At 63.8% G+C, this 23,154-nt stretch carries 22 protein-coding genes; 14 read left to right on the top strand and 8 right to left on the bottom strand.

Annotated elements, in window-relative coordinates:
* Positions 1–38: 38 nt before the first annotated feature.
* From AC1C2Q_RS04690 to AC1C2Q_RS04655, 8 genes are read left to right on the top strand one after another with little or no spacing between them, the layout of a single operon-like run.
* Complete coding sequence (locus AC1C2Q_RS04690; protein WP_495449182.1) at positions 39–1,106, top strand: Gfo/Idh/MocA family protein; 1,068 nt, start codon at positions 39–41, stop codon at positions 1,104–1,106.
* Entirely contained in the window at positions 1,103–2,098 is a 996-nt protein-coding gene (locus tag AC1C2Q_RS04685; RefSeq protein ID WP_495429889.1) for an NAD-dependent epimerase/dehydratase family protein, read from the top strand. The genes AC1C2Q_RS04690 and AC1C2Q_RS04685 overlap by 4 nt, the downstream gene beginning before the upstream one ends.
* Positions 2,095–3,240 (top strand): DegT/DnrJ/EryC1/StrS family aminotransferase, encoded by a 1,146-nt coding sequence (locus AC1C2Q_RS04680; RefSeq protein WP_495449181.1) that lies wholly within the window; start codon positions 2,095–2,097, stop codon positions 3,238–3,240. Before AC1C2Q_RS04685 ends, AC1C2Q_RS04680 begins: the two co-directional genes overlap by 4 nt.
* On the top strand, positions 3,237–3,869 hold the full coding sequence (locus AC1C2Q_RS04675; protein WP_495449180.1) for an acetyltransferase: 633 nt from the start codon (positions 3,237–3,239) through the stop codon (positions 3,867–3,869). Before AC1C2Q_RS04680 ends, AC1C2Q_RS04675 begins: the two co-directional genes overlap by 4 nt.
* Complete coding sequence (locus AC1C2Q_RS04670; protein ID WP_495449179.1) at positions 3,866–4,972, top strand: DegT/DnrJ/EryC1/StrS family aminotransferase; 1,107 nt, start codon at positions 3,866–3,868, stop codon at positions 4,970–4,972. Before AC1C2Q_RS04675 ends, AC1C2Q_RS04670 begins: the two co-directional genes overlap by 4 nt.
* Positions 4,973–4,975: 3 nt before the next feature.
* A complete protein-coding gene (locus tag AC1C2Q_RS04665) occupies positions 4,976–6,508 on the top strand; it encodes a lipopolysaccharide biosynthesis protein (protein ID WP_495449178.1) in 1,533 nt (510 codons plus the stop codon).
* A complete protein-coding gene (locus tag AC1C2Q_RS04660; protein ID WP_495449177.1) occupies positions 6,505–7,572 on the top strand; it encodes a glycosyltransferase family 2 protein in 1,068 nt (355 codons plus the stop codon). The genes AC1C2Q_RS04665 and AC1C2Q_RS04660 overlap by 4 nt, the downstream gene beginning before the upstream one ends.
* A gap of 5 nt (positions 7,573–7,577) precedes the next feature.
* Entirely contained in the window at positions 7,578–8,759 is a 1,182-nt protein-coding gene (locus AC1C2Q_RS04655) for a glycosyltransferase family 4 protein (RefSeq protein ID WP_495449176.1), read from the top strand.
* Positions 8,760–8,761: 2 nt separating this feature from the next.
* Here the strand turns inward: AC1C2Q_RS04655 and AC1C2Q_RS04650 are convergent, their stop codons facing one another.
* On the bottom strand, positions 8,762–9,793 hold the full coding sequence (locus AC1C2Q_RS04650) for a glycosyltransferase (protein ID WP_495449175.1): 1,032 nt from the start codon (positions 9,791–9,793) through the stop codon (positions 8,762–8,764).
* Positions 9,794–9,915: 122 nt separating this feature from the next.
* On the opposite strand from AC1C2Q_RS04650, the gene AC1C2Q_RS04645 reads away from it, so the two are divergent.
* The 4 genes from AC1C2Q_RS04645 (at position 9,916) to AC1C2Q_RS04630 (ending at position 13,186) form a co-directional block, all read left to right on the top strand.
* Complete coding sequence (locus tag AC1C2Q_RS04645) at positions 9,916–10,611, top strand: hypothetical protein (protein ID WP_495449174.1); 696 nt, start codon at positions 9,916–9,918, stop codon at positions 10,609–10,611.
* Positions 10,608–11,372 (top strand): hypothetical protein, encoded by a 765-nt coding sequence (locus AC1C2Q_RS04640; protein ID WP_495449173.1) that lies wholly within the window; start codon positions 10,608–10,610, stop codon positions 11,370–11,372. The genes AC1C2Q_RS04645 and AC1C2Q_RS04640 overlap by 4 nt, the downstream gene beginning before the upstream one ends.
* 80 nt (positions 11,373–11,452) lie before the next feature.
* Positions 11,453–12,739: an O-antigen ligase family protein gene (locus AC1C2Q_RS04635; RefSeq protein WP_495449172.1), complete on the top strand. Its 1,287-nt coding sequence runs from the start codon at positions 11,453–11,455 to the stop codon at positions 12,737–12,739.
* Between the two features lie 6 nt (positions 12,740–12,745).
* Positions 12,746–13,186 (top strand): VanZ family protein, encoded by a 441-nt coding sequence (locus AC1C2Q_RS04630; protein WP_495449171.1) that lies wholly within the window; start codon positions 12,746–12,748, stop codon positions 13,184–13,186.
* Between the two features lie 4 nt (positions 13,187–13,190).
* On the opposite strand, the gene AC1C2Q_RS04625 is transcribed toward AC1C2Q_RS04630, so the two are convergent.
* From AC1C2Q_RS04625 to AC1C2Q_RS04595, 7 genes are all read right to left on the bottom strand, one after another.
* Complete coding sequence (locus AC1C2Q_RS04625; RefSeq protein WP_495449170.1) at positions 13,191–14,213, bottom strand: TolB-like translocation protein; 1,023 nt, start codon at positions 14,211–14,213, stop codon at positions 13,191–13,193.
* Complete coding sequence (locus tag AC1C2Q_RS04620) at positions 14,210–15,502, bottom strand: MFS transporter (RefSeq protein WP_495449169.1); 1,293 nt, start codon at positions 15,500–15,502, stop codon at positions 14,210–14,212. The genes AC1C2Q_RS04625 and AC1C2Q_RS04620 overlap by 4 nt, the downstream gene beginning before the upstream one ends.
* A gap of 5 nt (positions 15,503–15,507) precedes the next feature.
* Positions 15,508–16,230 (bottom strand): hypothetical protein, encoded by a 723-nt coding sequence (locus tag AC1C2Q_RS04615; RefSeq protein WP_495449168.1) that lies wholly within the window; start codon positions 16,228–16,230, stop codon positions 15,508–15,510.
* Positions 16,220–17,086, bottom strand: a complete 867-nt coding sequence (locus tag AC1C2Q_RS04610) for a WecB/TagA/CpsF family glycosyltransferase (protein WP_495449167.1) — start codon at positions 17,084–17,086, stop codon at positions 16,220–16,222. Before AC1C2Q_RS04610 ends, AC1C2Q_RS04615 begins: the two co-directional genes overlap by 11 nt.
* A gap of 87 nt (positions 17,087–17,173) precedes the next feature.
* Complete coding sequence (locus tag AC1C2Q_RS04605; protein WP_495449166.1) at positions 17,174–18,145, bottom strand: glycosyltransferase family 2 protein; 972 nt, start codon at positions 18,143–18,145, stop codon at positions 17,174–17,176.
* Positions 18,145–19,677, bottom strand: a complete 1,533-nt coding sequence (locus AC1C2Q_RS04600) for a sugar transferase (protein WP_495449165.1) — start codon at positions 19,675–19,677, stop codon at positions 18,145–18,147. Before AC1C2Q_RS04600 ends, AC1C2Q_RS04605 begins: the two co-directional genes overlap by 1 nt.
* Before the next feature lie 310 nt (positions 19,678–19,987).
* Positions 19,988–20,959: an acetylxylan esterase gene (locus AC1C2Q_RS04595; protein WP_495449164.1), complete on the bottom strand. Its 972-nt coding sequence runs from the start codon at positions 20,957–20,959 to the stop codon at positions 19,988–19,990.
* 192 nt (positions 20,960–21,151) lie between these two features.
* Here AC1C2Q_RS04595 and AC1C2Q_RS04590 point away from each other — a divergent pair, with 192 nt between their 5' ends.
* On the top strand, positions 21,152–22,150 hold the full coding sequence (locus tag AC1C2Q_RS04590; RefSeq protein WP_495449163.1) for an ABC transporter permease: 999 nt from the start codon (positions 21,152–21,154) through the stop codon (positions 22,148–22,150).
* Between the two features lie 13 nt (positions 22,151–22,163).
* Positions 22,164–23,132 (top strand): carbohydrate ABC transporter permease, encoded by a 969-nt coding sequence (locus tag AC1C2Q_RS04585; RefSeq protein WP_495449162.1) that lies wholly within the window; start codon positions 22,164–22,166, stop codon positions 23,130–23,132.
* Positions 23,133–23,154: the final 22 nt, after the last annotated feature.

Raw genomic sequence — 23,154 nt, 5'->3', positions numbered from 1 at the left:
ATTACCGTGATGACACAAGGGGAGAAGTGAGGGGAATCATGACGGAACGACTGAATGTCGCCGTGGTCGGCGCTGGGTACTGGGGTCCCAATCTCGCACGGAACTTCCGCGCGAGCGCCGACTGGAATCTGGCCGCGATATGCGACCTCGACATAGAGCGCGCGCAGGGCGTTGCGGACGGCGTCGGGGGTGTGCCGGTCACGGCGAGCCTTGACGAGGTGCTCGCCGATGCGTCGATCGATGCGATCGCGATCGCCACGCCGGCACGCACACACCATCCGATCTCGCTGGCTGCGCTCGATGCGGGCAAACATGTGATGGTCGAAAAGCCTCTTGCTGACGAACGGCATCGGGGCGAAGACATGGTCGCACGTGCGGATGAGCGGGGGCTCGTCCTTATGGCCGATCACACCTACTGCTACACACCCGCAGTGCTCAAGATTCGTGAGCTGATCGCAGAGGGTGCCCTCGGCGACATCCTCTTCGTCGACAGCGTGCGCATCAACCTTGGCCTCATTCAGCCCGATGTCGATGTGTTCTGGGATCTTGCGCCGCACGACCTGTCGATCATCGATTTCGTGCTGCCGGGCGGACTCGACACGACGTCGGTTTCCGCGCACGGGGCCGACCCGCTGCGCACGGGAAAAGCGTGCGTGGGGTACCTCGCGATGCCGCTGGCCGGCGGGGCGATGGCTCACATCCACGTCAACTGGCTGAGCCCGACGAAGATCCGGCAGATGGTGATCGGCGGAACCAAGCGCACACTCGTCTGGGACGACCTCAACCCGCAGCAGCGACTCAGCGTCTACGACCGCGGTGTCGACCTCGCCGCCGTCACGAAGTCGGCGTCGACCAACGCGCGTGATGCCAACATCTCGTATCGCCTGGGCGACACCTGGTCGCCGGCGCTGCCGGAACGCGAAGCACTCGCTGGCGTCGTTACGGAGTTCGCCGCTGCCATCAACGAGCGACGCCCCGCACGCACGAGCGGCGACGCCGGCCTGCGCGTGCTTTCCGTTCTAGACGCTGCACGCCGCAGCCTCGCTGCCGGCGGTGCACCGGCCCCCATGAGTCTCGACATTCAGCCCGCAAGGAGAGCAGCATGACCTCGATCGATGGTGCCAACATTCTCGTCACCGGTGGCGCAGGGACGATCGGCTCGACGCTCGTGGACCAGCTCCTCGACGCTGGTGCCGCTCACGTGGACGTGGTCGACAACCTCGTGCGCGGTCGTCGAGCGAACCTCGACGATGCCCTCGCAACCGGACGCGTCGAACTCATCGACGGCGATATTCGCGATGCCAAACTCGTCGACGATCTCGTCGCGGGCAAAGACATCGTGTTCCATCAGGCAGCGATCCGCATCACGCAGTGCGCCGAAGAGCCGCGTCTTGCACTCGAAGTGCTGGTCGATGGTACGTTCAACGTCGTCGAGGCGGCCGCGAAACATCGGGTGAAGAAGCTCATCGCGGCCTCAAGTGCGTCGGTCTACGGCATGGCCGAGGAGTTCCCGACCACTGAGCGACACCACCATGAGAACAACGACACGATCTACGGTGCTGCCAAGACCTTCAACGAGGGACTCATCCGCAGCTTCCGTGCAATGCAGGGACTCGACTACGTTCTGCTGCGCTATTTCAACGTGTACGGCCCGCGTATGGACGTCCACGGCGTCTACACCGAGGTTCTGGTTCGGTGGATGGAGCGCATCGTCGATGGCAAGCCCCCGCTCATCTTCGGTGACGGACAGCAGACCATGGACTTCGTGTGTGTGCCGGATATCGCACGCGCAAACGTCCTCGCGGCCCAGAGCGACATCGTCGAGGGGACGTACAACATCGCTAGCGGCACCGAGTCGAGCTTGCTCGAGCTCGCCGAGGCATTGTTGCGCGTCATGGGCTCCGACCTCGATGTCGAGCATGGGCCAGAGCGCGCCGTGAATGGCGTCGCGCGACGCCTGGCCAACATCAGTGCCGCAAAGCGAGACCTCGGCTGGGAGCCGACGATCGATCTGGAAGACGGACTCGAGCGGCTCGTTGAGTGGTGGACGCCGCTGCGCGACGAAATCGCTGCCGGACGGGCGGTGGATGCACGATGAGTGAGCGCATCAACGTGATGTTGCCCTGGCTCGGCCAGGAGGAGGCGGATGCGCTGGCTGAGGTGATCGCAAGTGGCTGGGTGGCGCAGGGCCCTCGTGTCGCGCGCTTCGAGAAGGAGTTCGCGGCCGCGATGGAAGCGCCGTTCGCGGTCGCCACCACGAGCTGCACGACGGCACTGCACCTCGCCCTGGTCGTAGCGGGTATCGGACCGGGCGACGATGTCGTGATCCCGTCATTTTCCTTCATCGCGACGACGAACGCCGTGGGGTACGTAGGGGCATCGCCGATCTTCGCGGACGTGGACCCGGTCACCGGGAACGTCACGGGCAAGAGCATCGCCGCCGCGCTGACTCCGCAGACTAAGGCCGTCATCGTTGTCGATCAGGGTGGCGTGCCCGTCGACCTCGACGACATCCGTCAGGTCACCGACCCTCTCGGCATCGTCATTGTGGAGGATGCCGCGTGCGGTGCTGGTTCGACCTATAAGGGCCGTCCGGTGGGCGCGGGAGCAGACATCGCGACGTGGTCGTTCCATCCGCGCAAGCTCCTCACCACGGGTGAGGGTGGCATGATCACCACATCTCGTGAGGATTGGGCTGCGCGCGCCAAGCACCTTCGCGAGCACGCCATGAGCGTTTCCGCGGCTGATCGACACGCGTCGGTGCTGCCGCCGGCTGAGGAGTATTCCGAGGTCGGGTTCAACTTCCGGATGACTGACCTGCAAGCCGCAGTCGGGCTCGTGCAGCTCACGCGACTGCCCGCGATCGTCGCGCGCCGTCGCGAAATCGCCGTCCGGTACCAGGAGGCGATCGAGGGGATCCCGGGGCTGCGTGCTGTCGTTGACCCGGCCTATGGCACGAGCAACTTCCAGTCGTTTTGGGTTGAGGTGCAGGACGAGTACCCGACCGATCGCGATGGGTTGCTGGTGGCTCTCGCGAATGCCGACATCTCCGCGCGGCGCGGCATCATGGCCGCGCATCGGCAGCTGCCCTATCGGGATCTCACGCCTGCGGACGGGCTCCCGGTCACCGAGCGACTGAACGATCGCACCCTGATCCTTCCGGTTTTCCACACTCTCAGTTCGGAGGAGCAGAACCGGGTCATCACGGTGTTGAAGCTCCCTGGCGGTGCATTCGAATGACCGAGGCGGAGGGGGTTCTGCTGATCGGGGCAAGCGGACTGGCCAGAGAAGTGCTGGCGGCAGGCATGGTGGAAGTGGTCGGAATTCTTGACGACGACTCCAACCTGCACGGCACCGAGATCGGTGGCGTTCCCGTATTGGGCGCGGTCGATTCGGCGGCGGATCGGGACGAGCAGCTTCTGCTGTGCATCGGCCCGAGCAGGGCTCGTCGCACGGTGGTGCGACGCCTGCAGGAGCTGGGCATCGGCGCAGAACGGTTTGCCATCTTCGCCGCGCGTTCTGCCCGAATCGGCACGACGAGCGACATCGGCGCGGGAAGCATTGTGCTGGACGGAGTCGTCATCACGGCGGATGCCAGGCTCGGCGAGCACGTCGTCGTCATGCCGAACTGCACGATCACGCACGACGACGTGCTGGAAGACTTCAGCACCCTCGCAGCGGGGGTCGCGCTCGGCGGCGGCGTTCGCATACTTGAAGCGGCATATATCGGCATGAACGCCTCAGTGAGGCAGGGCGTGACGGTCGGGCACGACGCCACCGTCGGCATGGGCAGCGCGGTACTCACCGACGTGCCCGATCAACAGACTTGGGCCGGAGTGCCCGCACGACAGCTGGGAGAGAACAGATGAAGGTCCCGTTCCTCGATCTCGCCGCGCAGCAGGCCGAGGTCGCCGATGAAGTTCTCGTGCGCTGGAAGGACCAGCTCGAGACGGCGGCTTTTGTCGGAGGCCCCGATGTCGCTGCATTCGAACGTGAGTATGCCGAGTACATCGGCGTGCAGCACGTCGTCGGCGTCTCCAACGGCACGGATGCGCTCGAGCTCGCCTATCGCGCGGTCGGCGTGCAGCCGGGCGACGAAATCATCATGCCGGCGAACACCTTCATCGCGACCGCCGAGGCGGCATCGCGCATCGGAGCAGTGCCGGTGTTCGTCGACGTGGATGACGACCATCTTCTGATCGACCCAGCCGCTATCGAGTCAGCGATCACCGAGCGGACCCGCGCGATCGCTCCGGTTCACCTTTTCGGACAGACGGCTCCGATGGAGCACATCGTCCCGATCGCGGAAAAGCACAACCTCGTCATCATCGAGGACGCAGCACAGTCCCAAGGCGCATCCGGCCCGGCCGGTCGTGCCGGCGCACTGGGGCGTGTGGCCGCCACCAGCTTCTACCCGGGAAAGAATCTGGGCGCCGCCGGTGATGCCGGCGCGGTGATGACCGATGACTCGGCGATCGCCGACATCGTCAGGAACCTCGGTGGGCACGGCAGCAGCGTCAAGTACGTGCACGACCGGATCGGCATGAACGCACGGTTGGACGCCGTGCAGGCGACCGTGCTGCGCGCGAAGCTGCGGCGTCTGGACGGTTGGAACACTGCGCGCCGCACGGCGGCCGGGCGTTACGCAGAGCTGCTCACCGACATCGAAGGGGTCCGCACACCGGCGGTTCGCGCCGGGAACGATGACGTCTGGCACCTCTACGTCGTGCGCGTCGAGGATCGCGACCGCGTCATGTCCGATCTCGGCGAAGCCGGCATTGGCGTCGGCATCCACTACCCAACACCCGTGCACCTCACCGAGGCGTACGCGAGCCTCGGCTATCGGCGTGGCCAGTTCCCGATTGCCGAGGCGGCGGCGGATCGCATCCTCTCGTTGCCGATGTTCCCGCACCTGAGTGAAGAGCAGCAGACGACGGTGGTAGCGGCGATGGCCGCTGCCGTGGACGGATGAGTGATGGTCGTTCAGGCGGAGGAGTCGCTTTCGCGCCGGGCCTCGTCCGGTGCGATGTGGCTGACAGTGCAGAGCTGGGTTGTGCGGCTGAGCGCCTTCGTCACTGTGGCGGTGCTCGCCCGACTGCTGTTGCCGGCAGACTTCGGCCTGGTGGCGATCGCGCTGTCAGTGCTGTCAATGGTGTATCTCATCGCCGATCTAGGATTCACCACGTATATCGTGCAGGCAAAGAATCTCACGCCGCGCGAGACGACGACGGCGTTCTGGGCGTCGACGGTGATCGGTGTCGTGCTCGCTGCCGGCCTCGCCGCGCTCGCCCCGTTGATCGCGGCTCTGTTCGGCACACCCGCCGCAACGCCGATCATCTTCGCGTTGGCGCCAGCGGTTCTCCTGGTCTCGCTCGCTGCAACGCCGACGGCTCTGCTGCGTCGCGGCATGCGATTCAGGTTGCTCTCGATCCAAGGCGCCGTGTCCGCACTTCTTGGGCAGGCTGTGGCGCTGGTCATCGCGTTCACGGGCGGTGGTGTCTGGGCGTTGGTCGCGCAGATCCTCGTCGCTCAGACCGCGACCCTCGTGTGCGCTTGGGTGAGTGCGCGATGGTGGCCTAAGCTTCGGCTCTCGATCCGCAGCTTGCCGACAATGCTTGGCTTCGGCACGAACGTCATGGCGGTGGACTTCACCGCTCTGGCGAGGCTATGGGTGGAGAACGCCGTGGTGAGTCGCCAACTTGGCGCTGGCGCACTCGGACAGATCAGCATCGCTCAAAGACTGGTGCAGACTGTCCGCGACCTGACTGGTGGGGCGATCGCACCCGTCGTTACCGTGGCGTTCGCGCAGGTGCGAGAGGATTCCTCACGTGTCGTCGCGGGATACGCGCGAGCTGTCCGGTTGTTCTACGTCGTCACCGCGCCAGCGCTTGCCTGCCTCGCGATCCTCGCTCCATTTGTGATCCCGTTCGTGTTCGGGTCGAACTGGGACGAGGCGATCGTGCCGACGATCGCACTCGCCGTCGCAGGCCTGCTTGGCCTGACGGCAACCCTGGATCATGGCCTCTTTTATGGTTTGGGGCGGCCAGGACGCTGGCTGATCTACGCCGTCGGAGTCGAAGTATCGCAGCTCGGCCTCACCCTCGCGCTGGTGCGCTTCGGTTTGGACGCCGTGGTGTGGGGATGGGCGGCAGTCGCTCTCGCCGCGACGATCGCCAGATTCTGGATAGTCGGGCATCTTCTGGGGGTTTCGGTGCGCCGGATCGCCGGGCTGTCAGCCTTGCCGCTGCTGATTGTCGCGGTCTCGGCCACGGTGGGCGCCGGCATCGTTGTCGGCCTCGACGCGTTGCTCCCTTCCTCTGCAGCATCGTCGCTGCTCATCATGGCGGTCGCGGGGATCGCCACGGTAGCCGTTCACCTGTTAGGGGTGCGAATCGTGCTCCCGCAGACGTTCGCCGAGGCATGGGAACTCGTGGGGAGCAGGATCTTCCGCCGCCGTAGGAACACCACGCCCGATAAGACATCGCAAATCGCACAGGAGTCGGAATGAGTGAACACTCGAATCTGAAGGATGCGGCGCTGCCGAGCGTCCTTGTCGTCGTGCCTTGCTACCGCTACGGCCGATATCTGCCGGAGTGCGTCACGAGCATCCTGACGCAGGACGGCGTCGCGGCTGAGGTGTTGATCATCGACGACGCATCGCCGGACGACAGCGCCGAGGTCGCGCGAGGGCTCGCGGCGGCCGACCCGCGCGTACGGGTGATCGTTCATGAGAAGAACTTGGGACACATTCGCACCTACAACGAGGGCCTTTCAAGCGCCACGAGTGACTATGTCGTGCTCCTGTCGGCGGACGACATGCTCGCGCCAGGAGCGCTGGGGCGTGCGACGGCAATCATGGAGCGCCGCCCGGAGGTTGGTCTCGTCTACGGTCATCCCCAAGCCTTCGAGACCGAGCCCGTTGTGCACTCGGCGCGGCGTATGACGAGCACAGTGTGGTCGGGGAAACGATGGATGGACCACCAGTTCTATAGAGGTCTGAGCATCATCTACAGCCCGGAAGCGGTCGTGCGCACGAGCGTGCATCGTCAGGTCGGCTGGTATCGCCCCGAGCTGCCGCACTCGGGAGATCTCGAGATGTGGCTGCGGATTGCCGATGTCACAGCCGTCGCGCGAGTTCATGGGCCGGACCAGGCGTTCCGACGCGTCCATAGCGCCAGCATGATGCAAACCACGTTCGCCAGCCCCATCGTGGATCTCGAGGAGCGGCGGGCTGCCTACGAATCGTTCCTCGACGGATGCGCGCAGCCACCTGAGCGCATCGCACGCCTCCGGGCGATGATGGGGCGTCGGTTGGCGCATGAAGCGCTGAGCTGGGCGTGCTCCTCACTCCGTGACGGAAGCGCTCTAAATCACGAAGAGCTGGAGGCCTGCACGATGTTCGCAGACGTCGTTCACCCGCAGTGGCGGCGAATGGTCGTTGGGCGGGAACTGAATGCACTCGTTGCGGCGCGGCGCGGTTTTGGCGATCGAATTGACCCCGTCGTCGGCCGGCTCACGCGTGCCGTGAATGACCGGGTGCGCTGGTGGCGCTGGCGACTGAGGGGGATCTGAGCGACATGACAACTCACACATCACGTGCGGGGGAGCGCGGAGCGCGGGGCCTGCGGGTAGCATTCCTGCATCCATCACGAGGGCCGATCACGAACCAGGACTGGTCGGGTACCCCGCTCGGTCTGGTAACCGCGCTACGCTCGCTCGGCATCGAGGTGACCGAGATCGGCTATGCGGTGCATCCCGCGATCCGCCGCATTGTGCATGTGCTCGCACGGGCGACCACGCGCGATGTCACAGCGGCAGAGCGGAGCCCACTCAAGAGAGGGCTCCGCCGCAGGACCTTCCGACGTCAGCTGGTGCAGCTGGGTCCGTTCGACGCCGCGATCGCGGTAGGCAGCGACTGTTACGAGCTGGGCGATCTTGGACTCTCCGTCCCAGTGGCCACTTACGACGACGCCACGCTGGCAACCATGTGGGCGCATCCCGAATCCGACACGAGCAATGCGGGTTTTCGCGAAGCGGACGTGATCCGGTGGATCGCGACGCAGCAGGCATCGAGCAGGGCGGCTACGGTGAACTGTGTCAGCACGGGCTGGGCCGGTCGGGCCATGCGCGACGACTACGCGATCCCTGCCGAGCGAGTCGTGACGGTTGGGATGGGGCACCGCGTTCGGTCCGGCGTCGATCCGGCGGTGCGTGACTGGTCCACGCCGACGTTCCTGTTCGTGGGCATCGATTGGCGTCGCAAGAATGGCGAAGCGGTGCTGCGGGCCTTCCGCGAGGTCCGGCGCACGCATCCGAATGCTCTGTTGCATCTCGTCGGGATCCATCCGAAAATTGAGGAGCCTGGGGTCATCGACCACGGTTTACTCGCCCGAGATGACCCCGCGGGCCAGCAGGGCCTCGATGACCTGCTGCAGCAGGCAACCGCCTTCGTACTGCCGAGCAGGTTCGATCCCTCGCCGATCGCGTACCTGGAAGCAGCGTCCGCGGGGCTCCCCGTGATCGCGACATCAGAAGGTGGTGCTGGAGAACTCCTCGGCGAGGGGGCGATCGTGGTATCGCCATTCGATGACGATGCGATCTTGCGGGCCATGCTGGTGCTCGCGGACCCGCGAGAAGCCCAGCGCCGCGGCGTGATCGGTCGGGCCTCCTCTGCGACAGCCACCTGGCAGGGAGTAGCCAGCCGCATCCTTGCGGCCCTGGACGTGGCGGCTGCTCACACGGCTCAGCGGCCGGTGTGAGATCACACCAGCCGCGAGAAGATCCGGGTGAGGTCGAGCTTCAGTCCTTCATCGTTGTAGTGTGCGAGGATCGTCGCGGAAGCGCGCGCACCTTGTTCAGCGAGTGTGTCGGGCGGTGCGCTCATGGCCGTCTCCAGGGCCATGACGGCATCGTGGGTCGAGGCGATGGGTGCGCTGTGTGCTGGATCGAAGAACTCACCACCGCCGCCGCCCGGGTAACCGATGACGAAGCATCCACAGGCCATCGCCTCAGCAGCCGGAAGACCGAACCCGTCGCGATCGCTGAGGCTCAGGAAGATCGGAGTGCTGCGCATCGACTCGGCGACCTGAGTGTCTGTCAGCCCGCGCAGCGCGATGGGCGACCATCGACTCCCTCTGGCGCGGAGGATGTGCAAGATCTGGTTGCGCTCCTGAGCGCGCCTCGTCGTCGTAAAGGAGAAGGCGTCACGTGTGCTGCGGCCGTTGGGATGGAAGATCACCGGATCGATGACGGGGCGGGCGATGTCGAGCTTGACATCTGGATGCGACAGCCTCAGCAGCTCCGCGCTGTCGCGCGACACCGTCATGATGCCTTCGAGTCGCTTGATCGACCGATAGGGTGCGCCGGGTTCCGTGCCGTCGAGGTCGAGGCTATCGAAGGTGATGTACCCGCCCTGATTGAAGACGAGTACCCGTACCTCAGGGGAGATGCTTGCCATGGAAGGGCCGTAGAACTCCGGCACGACGAGGATGTCGTCGGCGTGGAAGTCGATTGCGCCGTACGACACGACGGGCGCGTCGCTGGCGAACCATGCCGGCCGGGTGGCCGACGTCTGCAGTATCGCGGCGCGGATGCCCATGGAGTTCAGCAGCGAGACGTGCCGGTAGGCCACGCGAATGCCGCCCTGAGGACTGCTGCTGTGCGGTACCAGATAGTAGACCGACGGTGTCGCAGTAGCGCTGCGCGGGCGGATGGCCGGGATGCTGCGAACTCGACGGTCGCTGCGGTCGCGGTACCAGGCGAGCGCGCGCCGCGTGGCGGTCGATGGGTGCATCGCTGTTCGCTTCCATGTGTCGGGTGCGTCAGGTCAATCCTATCGGCGAACATGCAGGCCACAGCGCGGATCCAGGCACTATCGCTAGCATGGGCATTTCGGGGATCTGAAAGCGAGCGGCTGTGACGCTGACTGACTTGCTGCGCTTGATGCGGCGGTACTGGATTGTGATGCTCGCGGCCTTGGGAATCGCCGTGCTCATGACCGTGCTGTTCGTTCGAGATGGTGGTATTTATACGTCACGCACCCTCGTCTCGTTTACTTGGCAGGGCTTGGGCACTGCCACGCCCTATAACGGTACCGAGGATGGCGGTGTCATTACGCTTGCGGCCTCGGTCGCCTCGCAGGTGAACGGCCACACGACGGAGTCCCAGTATTACTCGCACATCGACGCGCCGATCTATGGTGCTGGCCTTCGCGAGGCAGTCGTCGTAACGGTCCGCGATGAGGGAAATCAGTGGCAGTCCAGCATCAGTTCGGCGGTGATCGAAGTGCAGATCGTGGGGCGCACTGCGGAATGGGTCGAGGAAAATCAAGAACTCGCGCTGGGCAAGATCGAGGCGACGGCCGCTGACAATCAACGGATGCTCGGCGTTTCCGAGCAGGATCAGCTCGAGGTACACGTCGAGCCGCTCACCCGAGAGATCGCCTACATCGAACCATCACGACGGGAGCAATTGATCGCGACCGCCGCAATGCTCTCCGTGGGGTTGATCGTCGGCGCCGGTGCGGCATGGATCATTGATTGGATGCGTGCAAAGAATGCACGCACGAAGGCTGCCCGACGTCTGGCAGCTGTAGGGGGATCGACCGAATGAATATCTTGGACGTCTTGAGAGGCTTGTGGCGACGGTGGTACATCACCATTCCCGGTGCCATCCTCGCGATCCTTGTCTCGGGGGCTTTGTGGTTCACTGTGTCACCTGAGTACGAGCGCACAGCGACGCAGCTGCTTCTGCCAGGGGATGGTGCGCTTCCCGAAGGCGCGACGAATCGGTATCTGTATCTGGGCGGGTTAGCGCCGGTAGCGGATGTTCTCGTCCGGGCCGTGAACTCGGACGATCTACTGATTGAGTACCGTGAGCGGGGAGTAGAGGTCACGATCTTGCGGGATGCCTCGCTGTCTGGCCCGGTCGTCCTTACTACCGTCACGGCGAACAGCGACGCTGAGGCGTCTGAGAGCCTCGATGAGGTGATCGAACTCGCTACGGTGACATTGAATGAACTGCAGGCGCAGCAGGACGTCCCTGCGTCTGACCGTGTCGACATTACAACGATCTCGATGCCCGACGTCAGCGTGATCAAGGAGCGCCAGCGGGTGCTCATGACCGCGGCTGGCGGCCTTGGGTTGTTGTTGTTGACAGTCCTCGTGGCAGGCGGTGTCGACGGAGTGCTCACGAGGAGGAGGCGCCGGTCGAGCGACGCCTCGTCCGTCCCCGATGGCGATGTGGACGGGATCGACGACGAGTCGGACGCCCAGTCGCCCCGCGATGACGAAACCGACGACGATGCGTTCGTAGACAAGGAGATCGTCGACGCTGATGATCCACCGGTCCGGTACGCGCCCAGAGGTGATTGATGGCAGGGTCAGCATTCCCACCGATCGCTGCGCATATGCACCGAGGTGCGTGGGAAAACCGGTGGTGGAAGCCAGTGGGCATGCTCACCGTATACGTAGTGCTGCTTTTTGCCATCCCATCTAACTTCACCATCACAGGTCTGGGCGCCCTGGGACGACCATCTCAGCTGTGGGGGTTGGTGCTGTTGCTCTGGTGGGCTCTGAGCCGACTACAGCGGGCGGCGGAGGATGTGCCGCCTCCGCATCAGCCGGTGAGGTGGATGTTCGTCGTGTTCACGGTGCTGGTGCTAGTCGGCTTCGCTGCAGCCCTGCTGCGCGGGCAGCCGGCCGATCAGGTGAGCCCCGCGATTACCGCTGTGGTGCGGCTCGCATCCTGGGCCGGGGTCGCGCTCGTCGCGATGGATGGTATCCGAACACACAACGACATGATCAGGATCGTTCGAGTCCTCGTCGTCAGCGCTGGTGCAATCTCCGCGTTGGGACTTGCGCAGGTCGCGACCGGATCGAGTCTGCTGGAGTGGGTGGCCAATATTCCTGGCCTGACTTACGACTGGGGAGGAATCGACAGTCGCGGCGACTTCGTGCGCGCTGCGGGAACGGCTACGCACCCGCTGGAGTTCATCGCGGCGCTCTGCGCCACGCTCCCGCTCGCGCTCGTCATGGTCGTCGCCGCCGGTTTTCGGAAGCAGTCTCGGGTCGGTTTGCGCTGGTGGATTATCGTCGCGCTGATCATGATCGCGCTTCTCGTCTCGGTGTCGCGTTCGGCGTTCATTGGCATTGTCGTCGCATTCGTATTCGTCGCGCCCGTGCTGCCGAAGGTCTACCAGTGGGGAGCAGCGTTCGGTGGACTCCTGGCGGTCGTGGTAGTGATCATCGTCGCTCCAGGAATGTGGAATGCGACGATCGCGCTGTTCACTGAAGCCGAAAGCGACCCGAGCGCGCAGTCGCGAACCGGTGGGCTGGAGCGTATCCCGGACTTCCTCTCGCCCTCGCCGCTCATTGGGGATGGCTGGGGAACGTTCACCTCGCGTTACTACATCTTTGACAACCAGTGGGCGGGACTGATCATCGAAGTGGGGATCCTCGGGACGCTTGCCTTTCTATGTCTGGTGGCCGCTGGCGTGTGGAGCGCTGTGTTCGCCATCCGCCGTTCCCGGTACGCAGACACGAAGATGTTGGCGGGCGCGATCAACTCGGGAATCATCACACTCGCCGTGCTGTTCCTGTTTTTCGACGGGCTCAGCTTCCCAATCGCGGCGGGGTTGCTTGTGCTCTTCCTCGGTCTCGCCGCGGCCATACGAACGATCGCGGTCGCGGATCAGTTCACGAAAGCTGCCGTAGCGCCACATAGCGCTGTGGGTCGGTGACGAGCTATGGCGGCATTCCAGGGACGGTGGTGGGTGGTGTGGTCGCTGGGAGTGTACCTGGCGATCGTCGCGGTCCTCGTGCTGCTGCCGGTCTCGTACTCGGAGATCGTCGTGGCGATATGGGGATGGATGCGCTCAGAGCTCGGCTGGACATCCTTTGGCGCAGGATGGGTCGAGTTCGGTGCGAACACCCTGATGTTTACACCGCTGGGCTTCTTGCTCACGCTGTTGTTCCGCCACCCTTGGTACGGAATCGTCCTCGCATTGGTGATCTCAGCCGGGGTTGAAGTTGTGCAACTGGTGGTTCCCGAGCGAGTGGCGAGCGTGCGCGATGTGATTTCGAACACTCTGGGTGCAATGATCGGCGCGGCGCTCGCGTGGTCGATCGTGTTGTATCGGGATCGCCGTCGCGCTCACGCCGCCCGTGCGAGCACGCAGTCGAACTGAGCTGTCATCCTGCCTTCACCACGGACGGCGACAACGCGTGCTCGATGAGGATCTCCGGCTGGCTGCTGCCGTCTGCGGCCAGGGACCAGACGTCGGAGTCGCCTACCGTGTCGTTCGTCAGCCCGTATAGCAGGGTCTCATTGTCGAGCCAGGCGATCTGGTCGTCGACGTTGTGCGTCTCTGCGTCGAGGACCTCGACCTTGCCAGTGGCCAGATCCATCACCGCAGGAGTCCAGATCACGCTCACCCCCGAGTCGGCGGTGACCTGTTTGAATGCCAAGCGCGTCTGGTCAGGGGAAAGCGACGGGCATTCGACGCCTTCTGCGATGGAGCGAAGCGTGCGCTGACCAAGATCGCCCTCGACGAGGTAAGTCTGCCCCGCGGTGCCGACGGTGGCGTAGAACCGATTATCGTCGACAAACGTGACGCCCCAGATGTTCCGGTCAATAGGGGCGCTCGGTTCGTCATTGATAAAGAGAGCGAACTCCTCGAGGTTGCCGTGATCGGCCCCGCTGGCGGTGTCGCGGATCACGGTCTCAGTTGAGAAGCCAACCGTGGCGTAGGAATGCCCGGTGACGAACGCAGTCGTTGCTACGAGAGCGCCATCGGGTGAGAAACGGGCACGACTCGGGATTCCGGAAAGCGGCCAGCTCAGCTGCTCGGCGCCATCGGCGCCATAGAGCGTGCCGGTGTAAGTCGGCGTGATCCCACGCTCGGACCGGAGGCATACGATCGCCGCCGTGGTGGCATCGACGCGGTCGCACGCGATGCCGGTAAGGGTGCGCGGCCCATCGGGGGCGCCCAGCGGCACGCTGCCGACGGTCCCGTACCCCTGACCGTCGGCGGTGTTGCGGAACACAATCCGATCATCGTCCGCGGTGTCGCCCGGTGCCTGGATGCTCACAGCGATCGGCGCGTCTTGCCGCTGCTCGTATTTCGCCCAGGCAACGATTCCGACCGCGACTGTCGCACTCAGCATCACGAAGGAAAGCAGAGCGATTACGAGCCATTTCACACGCAGACTCATGCCGTAGCATCCCGGTGCGGCGCACGCATATACGGCCGTAGTAGCAGCGCGACCAACGGGATCGCGATTACGAGAAGCCCGGCGACGATGAACATCGACGTCTCCCGGCCGAGCGCATACCAGAGCACACCGAACGCAGCGGCGGAGAGGAAACGGCTGACAGCGACGACGGTCTGCGCGGCGGCGATCCCCGTCCCAAGCGTGGACGGAGTCGTGAGTTCGGCCGCCAGGGCAGCGAGCACGCCATCCGTCGCGGCGTAGAAGGCGCCCAGACATGCCAGCACAGTCAGTGTGGCACCGAGATCCGCGATGGGCAGGACCGCTACGACGTACGCTGCGAGCAGTGCGAAATGTCCGAAGACGAACACTCTGCTGCGACCGATTCGGTCGGACAGACGCCCTAGCGGAACGGCCAGTGCGAGGAATGCGACGTTCGTGCCAACGTAGAGAAGAGGGAACCACTGCGCAGCAAAATCGCTGCGGTCCTGGAGGACGAGGTAGACGAATCCGTCGCCGATCGTGAGCAGCCCGAGAATGCCGGCTGCTGCGAGCACGCGTCGGATCGGTCCGCGTGTGATCACGGCCCAATCAAAACGTTGCCGGGGAGCAGCGGAATCCGACGTGCGCTGGTGAGCGATGGCCTGCGGGCGCACGTTGGGCACGAACAGGCCGAGCGCGACGACGCCCACGACGGCGAACGCGAGCGAAGCAATGAAGATGACGTGGTAGCCGTCGGGGACCAGCATCAGGATGAAGAACGCCATCAGCGGGCCCAAAGCCGCCCCGATGTTGTCCAGCGTCCGATGAACGCCGAAGGACGCGCCGAGATTCTCTGGCCGTGATGATGCGGTGATCACTGCATCACGTGGTGCGGTGCGGATGCCCTTCCCAATGCGGTCGGCGGAGATCACTGCAAGTATGGCGCCGAAGCCAGTCGCGAACAGCAAACCTACGCGTGCGACGGCGGCGAGAGCGTACCCGACGAACGCTACCCACTTCGGCTGGTCGAGCCGGTCGGAGCTGTATCCGGCGGCGATGCGTGCGACGGCGCTGATGCCCTGGTATATCCCGTCGATGAACCCGTAGGCGATCATCGACAGCCCGAGCGCACCCGTGACGTACATCGGCAGGATTGCGGCGACCGACTCGGACGAGATGTCCGTGAGCATCGAGACGATGCCGAAGCTGACAACGGTCGATGACACCGTGCGTACCCCCGTCGGCGCAGCCGACGGCTGCGAGGCGGGGTCGTCGTCTGGTGCGGGTGTATTGGAGAGCGAGATATACACGCGTGTCAGTCCGTTCGAAACGTTCCGAATAGGAGATAGCGCACTCCTGTGCCGGTCGAGCCGAACGACAGCGTTATAGATTCGTACGCCCCCGAGTAGACGACGGTGGCGTCGTCCGTACTTTGATCTTGCAGGCCGAGGGAGGCCCACAGTGTTCGATAGTGGTTCGCGATCGCCGCTTTGGATGAGTCGGATACAGCCACCAGCGTGGCCTGCAGTCTGGTACCGTCACTGGCAACTGAGCTGGACACAATCCTCGATTCTGTCACCGGGCCCATCGGCTGCTCTGGATACCCATCGACGAGGCTATCCTCCGCGTTCGCCGTCTCCGGCAGCGGTCCCTGCAGCAGGGGCGGCTCTGGGGTGATCGGGGGGAGGGTGTAGCCCGGCGGCTCGGTAGGCGCCAGGACTTCGGAGCCTGTGGTCGGTGTTGCCCCTGGTTTCGGGCCATGCGTCGCCGTTGCCCCCGGTTTCGTGCCAGGGGTCGCAGGCGTCCCCGCCTTCGTGCCAGGGGTCGCCGCGCTCTGAGAGTTGCCGGCCTCAGAGGTCGATGAGCCGTCTGCATTCGGGGTGCTTGCGACGTCACCGGAGAACAGCCAAACGATCGTGACTGCGCCGACGACGACGAGCGCGATCACGACGGCGATCACGATCTTCATGCCGCGGGTCAGTGAACGACCCTCTGGCAAGGTCTCGTCGGAGGGAGTCTCTTCGTCGCTAATGTTCATGGTCGCTTCTTGAACGACGCACGGTCAGGTACGCGCGCGGTCCCTGGACGAGGTATCGGCGGGCGAGGCGACGCGGCTCGAGAACAAGCCGCCAGGCCCACTCCATGCCGGCACGGGAGATCCATGTCGGTGCCCGGTTCACTCGGCCGGCGAGAAAATCGACGACCGCGCCGAAGGCGAGCAGCGCGCCGGCACCGGTGGCTTTGCCGTACGCGTCGATCCACTGCTCCTGGCGAGGTTTGCCCAGACATACCAAGAGGATATCGGGCCTCGCATTCGCAACATCGAGCGCGAGGGCACGCGCGGCCTCTGGCTGGGCGAAAACCTCTCGTTCTGGTGCCCAGTGACCGGCGAAATGGACGCCAGGCCAATCGGCGGTCAGCCGGTCGCGCAACGCTCCGGTCAGTTCAATCGAGCCACCGACGATTCCGACGCAGAGTCCGAGCCTTGATGCTTCATCAAGGATTCCAGCCGTGAGATCGCTGCCGGCGAGTCGTGGATGTTCTGCACCGGATAGTCGCGTCGCTTGCGCGGCGATCGGAGCGCCATCGATGAGATTCAGCCAGGCGATGCTCGGATGATCGGGGTAGCCGGCCACGGGCACGTGATCGGCGCGAGTGCCGAAGTGATGAACGTGATCGAGGTTGATGGATGCCACTCCCAACGGCACGTCGCGGCCGGTCGCGGTGGCAGCGCGAATGATGATCGCAATGGCCTCTTCTGCGACCGTGAGGTGCACAGCCCGCCCGCCGATCGTCGCGAAGGGGACCCCCTGCAGAACGATATGGTCGCACGAGAGACCGGAATCTTCGTGCTTCGCGGCGCCGTGAGCGTCGGTTGTGATTGTTTCGCCCATCCTCTTCCCTCCCAGTAGAGTCGTACCCCAGCATCACGGCCAGGTAGTGAGCGTGCGTTCGATCACGGCAGTTTCGTCAGCGAAGGATCATGATCGTCGCCTGCCAGATGGTTCCCCGTACCATGTTGCGGCAGGAAGGGCGCTCCAGCGTCCCTCATCGCGGACCACGGAAACTGTGGCGGATGCTGACTCGCTGCGTGTGCTCCTCAGCCAGGCCCCAAGCAGGACGACCGCACGATAGGTGCCGGCTCGATTCGGAGAGTGTTTGCGCATGTACCGCACGCGGTTGACGTTCAGCAACGTAGCGAGATCGACGGAGGTACCAGAACCGCCCTCGCTGTGGTTCACAACCGCCGCGGGCTCGAACAGCACTTTATACCCGAGGTCCCGCACTCGGCGGCAGTAATCCGTTTCCTCCGAGTAAAGAAAGAATTGCTCGTCCCATTCGCCTACGGCCCGAGCGATCTCGATGGGAATCAGCAGCGCAGCACCAGTCGACCAGTCGATTGCGTGCGATCGCGAGTACGCCTCCGAGCCACGAACCCACTCGGTCATCCATTGCGGGCGGGACTGCCAGAGGGGACCTAGGACCGCGTCTCCAAAGGCTCGAAGAACACCCGGTTCGTTGAAGATTGAGTTTCTCACTTCGCCGTGGTCGTCGACGATGCGAGGCACGACGATGCTGGCATCGGAACTGGCTCGGGATGTGTCCCACAGGCAGCGGATCGCGCCGCGCTCCACCCGCAGGTCGGGGTTGAGTATGAGGATCGCATCTGCGTCCCCGATGTGCTCCATCCCGACATTGATGCCGCCGGAGTAGCCGAGATTTCCTCCAGTCGCTACCGCGACGACGTCATTATGGCGTCGCGCGCGGTTGAGCGTCCCCTCCGAAGGGGAGTTGTCGACGACGACCACACGCAGGCGCAGATCCGCCGTCTCTGCTCGGAGCGAGGCAATGAGCCCGTCGATGTCGTCGGCGCTGTTGTACGTCACGACGATCACCGCGATATCCGCCCGATCTCCGCCACCCACGAATCGGTCGCTGTTCAGAAGAGTCATCAGTACGCTCCCGTCGGAGCGACCATCACTTTGGCTGTGCGCCACATGATCTGCAGGTCGGTCATCACTGACCAGTTTTCGACGTAGCGAAGGTCGAGACGGATGCTCTCGTCCCAGCTCAGATCGCTGCGACCCGATACCTGCCAGAGTCCAGTGATTCCGGGCTTGATGTACAGCCGGCGCGAGACGGTTCCGTCGTAGGCGATGACCTCGCTTGGCAGTGGCGGGCGCGGGCCGACGACGCTCATCTCGCCAGCGAGCACGTTCCAGAACTGCGGCAGCTCGTCGAACGACAGTCTGCGCAGCACCTTTCCGACGCGGGTGACGCGTGGGTCGTCCTTCAGCTTGAACAGGAGGCCAGCGCCGTCATGGTTCGCTTTCAAGGCGGCGAGTTTCCGTTCGGCATCCGCGTGCATCGACCGGAACTTGACGATCTGGAATCGTTCCCCATCCCGACCCACGCGTTCTTGGAAGAAGAACACGGGGCCGGGAGAATCCAGCTTGATCAGCAGCGCGAGCAGCGGTGTGATCACCGCGATCGGAATCAGCGCGAGCACGGAGACTGCGATGTCGAGAGCGCGCTTGAGCAGGTGCTTGGCACCTTCGTAGGTCGGGATCTGCACCTTGATCAGCGGCAGGCCATCCACCGGTGCGAACGACAGTCGCGGCCCTGCGACGTCGGCGAGGCGGCTCGAGAGCACCAGCTCTGCGGCCGTTCCCTCTAGTTGCCAACTGAGGTTCTTGACGAAGTCGGGATCGCCTTCGGGACGACCGGCCACGATGATCGTGTCGGCTTCGATCTGACGCGCGACATTCGCGACCGAGGTGACGTTGCCCAGCACCGGAATGGTGGTGCCGTCGAGATGTAGCTCGCGGGCGTTACCGTCGAGCAGAGTCGCACCAACGACCTGATATCCGGCGGTGCCGATCGGATGCAGCGCATCCACAACGTAGTCGACGTCGTCGCGGTTGCCCACGACGAGGGTGCGCGAGGTGAAGTAGCCATGACGGCGCTGGTTGCTCAACCAGCGCCGCCATGACCACCTGCTCATCAACAGGCCGAGCACGCCTGCGGGGAGGGAGACGAGCACGATGAGCCGCATTGAGTCCCAGCCGAGCAGCAAGGCGGTTACCGCCACCATGCCAACAGCGAGTCCAGAGGCATGCGCGATGCCTCGGTACTCCTCAGCGCTCGAGCGGAACAGTGCCGCGTTGCGGGTGCGCGTGGTCAGCAGCATGACGAACCATGCGACTGCCAGCAGCGTCCCTTGCATCGCGGCGCCCGTGAGCGGCTCACCATACTGGAGAAGGACACTGGATGCGACACCGACGGTGATCGCGATCACAGCGGCATCCGTCAGCCCGAGACGGGCGCGGTACGCCCGTTCCCATTGCTGACGGCGCTCCAGTGTCGCCGAAACGCGCGGTGTGAACACCGTGGTCGTTTCGGTCCGGACAGCGCGCGGAACAGATGCCGTGAAAACGGCCGTTTCGACGCGTGTCAAGCTCAGGGCATCGTCGACGGATGTCATACCCGTCGGCCCCAAGCCGTGAATGTACGCAAAAATCCCCAGTGCGACATTATTTCCCCAGTTTTATCCCCTGACCGCACGTCCCACACGCACGGGTTATCTGTCACCGCAGACTTCACGATGCTGCTCGACTACGTAATCCCACATCACGTTGTGTGTGCCGATTCCCAGCGGCACTCACTATCTAGCAGTTCAGATGTTCGCCACACTAGCGGAGCGCGGGACGAAACGAAAGAGACAATCTGACGAATCGACATATTCGTGTCGATTCCTCTTGCCGCGTTCGCGCAGGAACGCTGCCACGACGCGCTCAGCCCTCGAGGCGCTCCGCGAGCCACTGCGTCTGGCGCAGCCAATGGGCGTGCTGACCGCCCTCGTGTCCGTTGAACGAATAGACCTCGATCGAGGCATCCGCTGACGCCAGATGGTTGTATGCGGCGTACACGCTCGAGGGGAGCACGATGGCGTCCATCAGCCCGACCGAGAACAGCGCAGGCTTGGTGATGCGGCGGGCGAAGTTCACTCCATCGAAGTACGACAGTGTCTCGAACACCTGGTCGATACGATCGCGGTGCACGGCGAGGTAACGCTCGATCTCGCGGTACGGATGCTCTGGCGTTTGTTCGACCGAACGCCGAAAGTGGCACAGAAACGGCACATCGGGCATCGCCGTGAACACGTCGGGGTGCAGACCTGCCGCGGCCAGTGCGATGCCGCCGCCCTGGCTGGTTCCGGTCACGCTGACCCGCGCAGCATCCACGAACGGGAGCGAGCGCACAGCGTCGACCGCGAGCGCTGCATCGGTGAACAGTCGACGGTAGTAGTACTCGTCGCGATTCAAAATGCCGCGAGTCATGAATCCGGTCGATGCGCCATCCGAGCCGTGCGGGTCGGGCGTATCGCCGCCAGAGCCCCAGTTCGCACCCTGCCCTCGCGTATCCATCAGCACATGCACGTATCCGGCGCTGGCCCACTGCAGGCGTTCGCCGGCCATGCCGCGGCCGCCGCCGTAACCGATGTACTCCACCACGGCAGGCAAAGCCTCGCCGCTGCGTGGGCGAGTGACCCACGCGCGGATCGGCTCACCGCCGAAGCCGGAGAACGTCAGATCCTCCACGGTCAACTGACTGATCGGAGTCTCCGCAGCCGCGAGTTGCGCCTCTGGCCCCGCCGCGCGCGACGAAGCGAGAGTGGCACTCCAGAAGTCATCGAAATCGCTCGGCTCGGCGACATCCGGGCGGAAGGAGCGAAGGTCATCGAGGGGCATATCAGTCAGTGGCACGACGGTTACCGTATCGCAAAACCGGGCCATATTCGAAACGCTTCGCCTGATGGATTGCGGATCGTGGCCTGAGCGGATACTCTCGGTCGAAGCGTTTCGACTTCGAATGCTCTGCCGCATTCCGAAACGCCCTCAATGACCCGAGGTGAGTGGAGATTCGATGACGATTGTTGCCCCCAGAGGCGGTAGACGATGACGATGCCCACGACGGTCACGAGGACAGTGGCTGAACAGCTCGACAACAAGAGCGAGCGTTCGCCGCGCGCAAAGAAGCGCCTGCAGAAACGGTCTGGCGGTCGGAAGTCATACGGGATGTTCCTGGTCATCGTGCCGTTCCTGGTGCTGGTGTTCCTGTTCAGCTACTTCCCGCTGTACGGCTGGATCTACGCGCTGTTCGACTACAAGCCCGCACTGGGTCTTGAGGGCAGCGAGTTTGTCGGGCTGCAGTGGTTCCGGATGCTGGTCAGCTCGCCGACGCAGATGGCGCAGATCGGCCAGGTGCTGATGAACACCCTGGCGATCAGCTTCCTCGGCATCCTCACCTCGATCCTCCCGCTCGCGTTCGCGGTGTTCCTCAACGAAGTGCGCGCCAAGTGGTTCCGCAACGCAGTGCAGACGCTGACCACACTGCCGAACTTCATCTCGTGGGTGCTCGTCTACATGATCGCCTTCTCGCTGTTCTCGAGCTCCGGCCTCGTCAACAACGTGCTCTCGGACTTCGGCCTCATCACCGCGCCGCTCAAGTTTCTCGACACGAGCGACAACGTCTGGATCGTGATGACGTTGTGGAGCGTCTGGAAGGGGCTCGGCTGGGGCGCGATCATCTACCTGGCTGCCGTCTCCGGAATCGACCCCTCGATGTACGAGTCGGCTCGAATCGACGGCGCCGGGCGCTTCCAGATCATGTGGTACATCACGGTGCCCGCGCTGATGCCGACCTACCTCGTGCTGCTGTTGCTGTCGGTTGCGAACCTGCTCAACAACGGCATGGAGCAGTACTTCGTCTTCCAGAACGCATTCAACATGCAATGGATTCAGGTGCTCGACCTGTACGTCTACAACATCGGCATGACCGGCAACAGCCTGTCGATGGCAACCGCGATCGGCATGCTCAAGAGCATCATCTCGGTCATCCTCCTGTTCACCGTCAACGGCATCGCCAAGCGTGTACGCGGCGAAGCGATCGTCTGAGAGGGATCTGCACATGACCGGTCTCGCCACTGCTCCCACGCTCAAAAGTCCGCTGAAGAACAACGCTGCGCTGTCGCACAAGACGTCGCACCAAAGCGGCGGGGACGTGCTCTTCGCAATCATCAACTACACGGTCTTCGGGCTGCTCGTGGTGATCTGCGCCTACCCGTTCTACTACCTGATCATCAACTCCGTCAGTGCCAACGACGTCTCCGCGCTCGGCGATGTGCGACTGTGGCCGATCGGCTTCCACCTGCAGAATTACAAGGACGTCTTCAATCTGAACGGGCTGGGGATGGCAGCCATCGTCAGCGTCGCGCGCACAGTGATCGGCACAGTCGCCACGGTGCTGGCATCCGCTTTCCTCGGCTTCATGTTCACGCAGAGTCGCATGTGGGCACGCCAGTTCTGGTACCGCTCCGTCATCATCACGATGTACTTCAGCGCTGGCCTGATCCCGGTGTTCATCATCATGAAGAACCTCGGACTGACGAACAACTTCTGGGTCTATGTGCTGCCATTTATCGTGCAGCCGTTCTTCATCATCCTGGTCAAGACCTACGTCGAGTCGATGCCGGAATCTCTGCAGGAAGCCGCCGAGTTGGATGGCGCGAACATCGTACAGATCTTCTTCAAGGTCTATCTGCCGAACATGACGCCGATCCTGGCGACCGTGGCGATCTTCGCGGCAGTGGCGCAGTGGAACAGCTTCCAAGACACCCTGATCTACATCACCGACCAGAGTCTGTACACGTTGCAGTACCTGCTCTACATGTTCATCAATCAGGCATCCAGCCTCGCCCAGGCGGCGCAAAACGCCGGCGGAAACCTTGGCGCCATCGTCGGAGCTGCCACCTCGCAAACGCCGACCTCGATTCGGATGACGGTCTCGGTGCTCGTGGTGCTGCCGATCATCTTCATCTACCCCCTGTTCCAGCGCTTCTTCGTGAAGGGCATCATGCTGGGCGCCGTCAAGGGCTGACGCGTCTTCGCATCCATAAGAA

It is taken from the genome of Microbacterium sp. Y356, from assembly GCF_059445355.1.
The sequence above is the reverse complement of the archived record's forward strand: the minus strand, read 5'-3'. Positions and strand labels throughout refer to the sequence as shown.

Excerpts from the sequence above, each read along its gene's own strand:
- AC1C2Q_RS04590 (WP_495449163.1), top strand. The coding sequence starts at position 21,152 with ATGACGATGCCCACGACGGTCACGAGGACAGTGGCTGAACAGCTCGAC.
- AC1C2Q_RS04610 (WP_495449167.1), bottom strand. The coding sequence starts at position 17,086 with ATGGGCGAAACAATCACAACCGACGCTCACGGCGCCGCGAAGCACGAA.
- AC1C2Q_RS04615 (WP_495449168.1), bottom strand. The coding sequence starts at position 16,230 with ATGAACATTAGCGACGAAGAGACTCCCTCCGACGAGACCTTGCCAGAG.
- AC1C2Q_RS04585 (WP_495449162.1), top strand. The coding sequence starts at position 22,164 with ATGACCGGTCTCGCCACTGCTCCCACGCTCAAAAGTCCGCTGAAGAAC.
- AC1C2Q_RS04685 (WP_495429889.1), top strand. The coding sequence starts at position 1,103 with ATGACCTCGATCGATGGTGCCAACATTCTCGTCACCGGTGGCGCAGGG.
- AC1C2Q_RS04670 (WP_495449179.1), top strand. The coding sequence starts at position 3,866 with ATGAAGGTCCCGTTCCTCGATCTCGCCGCGCAGCAGGCCGAGGTCGCC.
- AC1C2Q_RS04630 (WP_495449171.1), top strand. The coding sequence starts at position 12,746 with ATGGCGGCATTCCAGGGACGGTGGTGGGTGGTGTGGTCGCTGGGAGTG.
- AC1C2Q_RS04635 (WP_495449172.1), top strand. The coding sequence starts at position 11,453 with ATGCTCACCGTATACGTAGTGCTGCTTTTTGCCATCCCATCTAACTTC.
- AC1C2Q_RS04600 (WP_495449165.1), bottom strand. The coding sequence starts at position 19,677 with ATGACATCCGTCGACGATGCCCTGAGCTTGACACGCGTCGAAACGGCC.
- AC1C2Q_RS04660 (WP_495449177.1), top strand. The coding sequence starts at position 6,505 with ATGAGTGAACACTCGAATCTGAAGGATGCGGCGCTGCCGAGCGTCCTT.
- AC1C2Q_RS04605 (WP_495449166.1), bottom strand. The coding sequence starts at position 18,145 with ATGACTCTTCTGAACAGCGACCGATTCGTGGGTGGCGGAGATCGGGCG.
- AC1C2Q_RS04680 (WP_495449181.1), top strand. The coding sequence starts at position 2,095 with ATGAGTGAGCGCATCAACGTGATGTTGCCCTGGCTCGGCCAGGAGGAG.
- AC1C2Q_RS04625 (WP_495449170.1), bottom strand. The coding sequence starts at position 14,213 with ATGAGTCTGCGTGTGAAATGGCTCGTAATCGCTCTGCTTTCCTTCGTG.
- AC1C2Q_RS04675 (WP_495449180.1), top strand. The coding sequence starts at position 3,237 with ATGACCGAGGCGGAGGGGGTTCTGCTGATCGGGGCAAGCGGACTGGCC.
- AC1C2Q_RS04665 (WP_495449178.1), top strand. The coding sequence starts at position 4,976 with ATGGTCGTTCAGGCGGAGGAGTCGCTTTCGCGCCGGGCCTCGTCCGGT.
- AC1C2Q_RS04650 (WP_495449175.1), bottom strand. The coding sequence starts at position 9,793 with ATGCACCCATCGACCGCCACGCGGCGCGCGCTCGCCTGGTACCGCGAC.
- AC1C2Q_RS04640 (WP_495449173.1), top strand. The coding sequence starts at position 10,608 with ATGAATATCTTGGACGTCTTGAGAGGCTTGTGGCGACGGTGGTACATC.
- AC1C2Q_RS04655 (WP_495449176.1), top strand. The coding sequence starts at position 7,578 with ATGACAACTCACACATCACGTGCGGGGGAGCGCGGAGCGCGGGGCCTG.
- AC1C2Q_RS04690 (WP_495449182.1), top strand. The coding sequence starts at position 39 with ATGACGGAACGACTGAATGTCGCCGTGGTCGGCGCTGGGTACTGGGGT.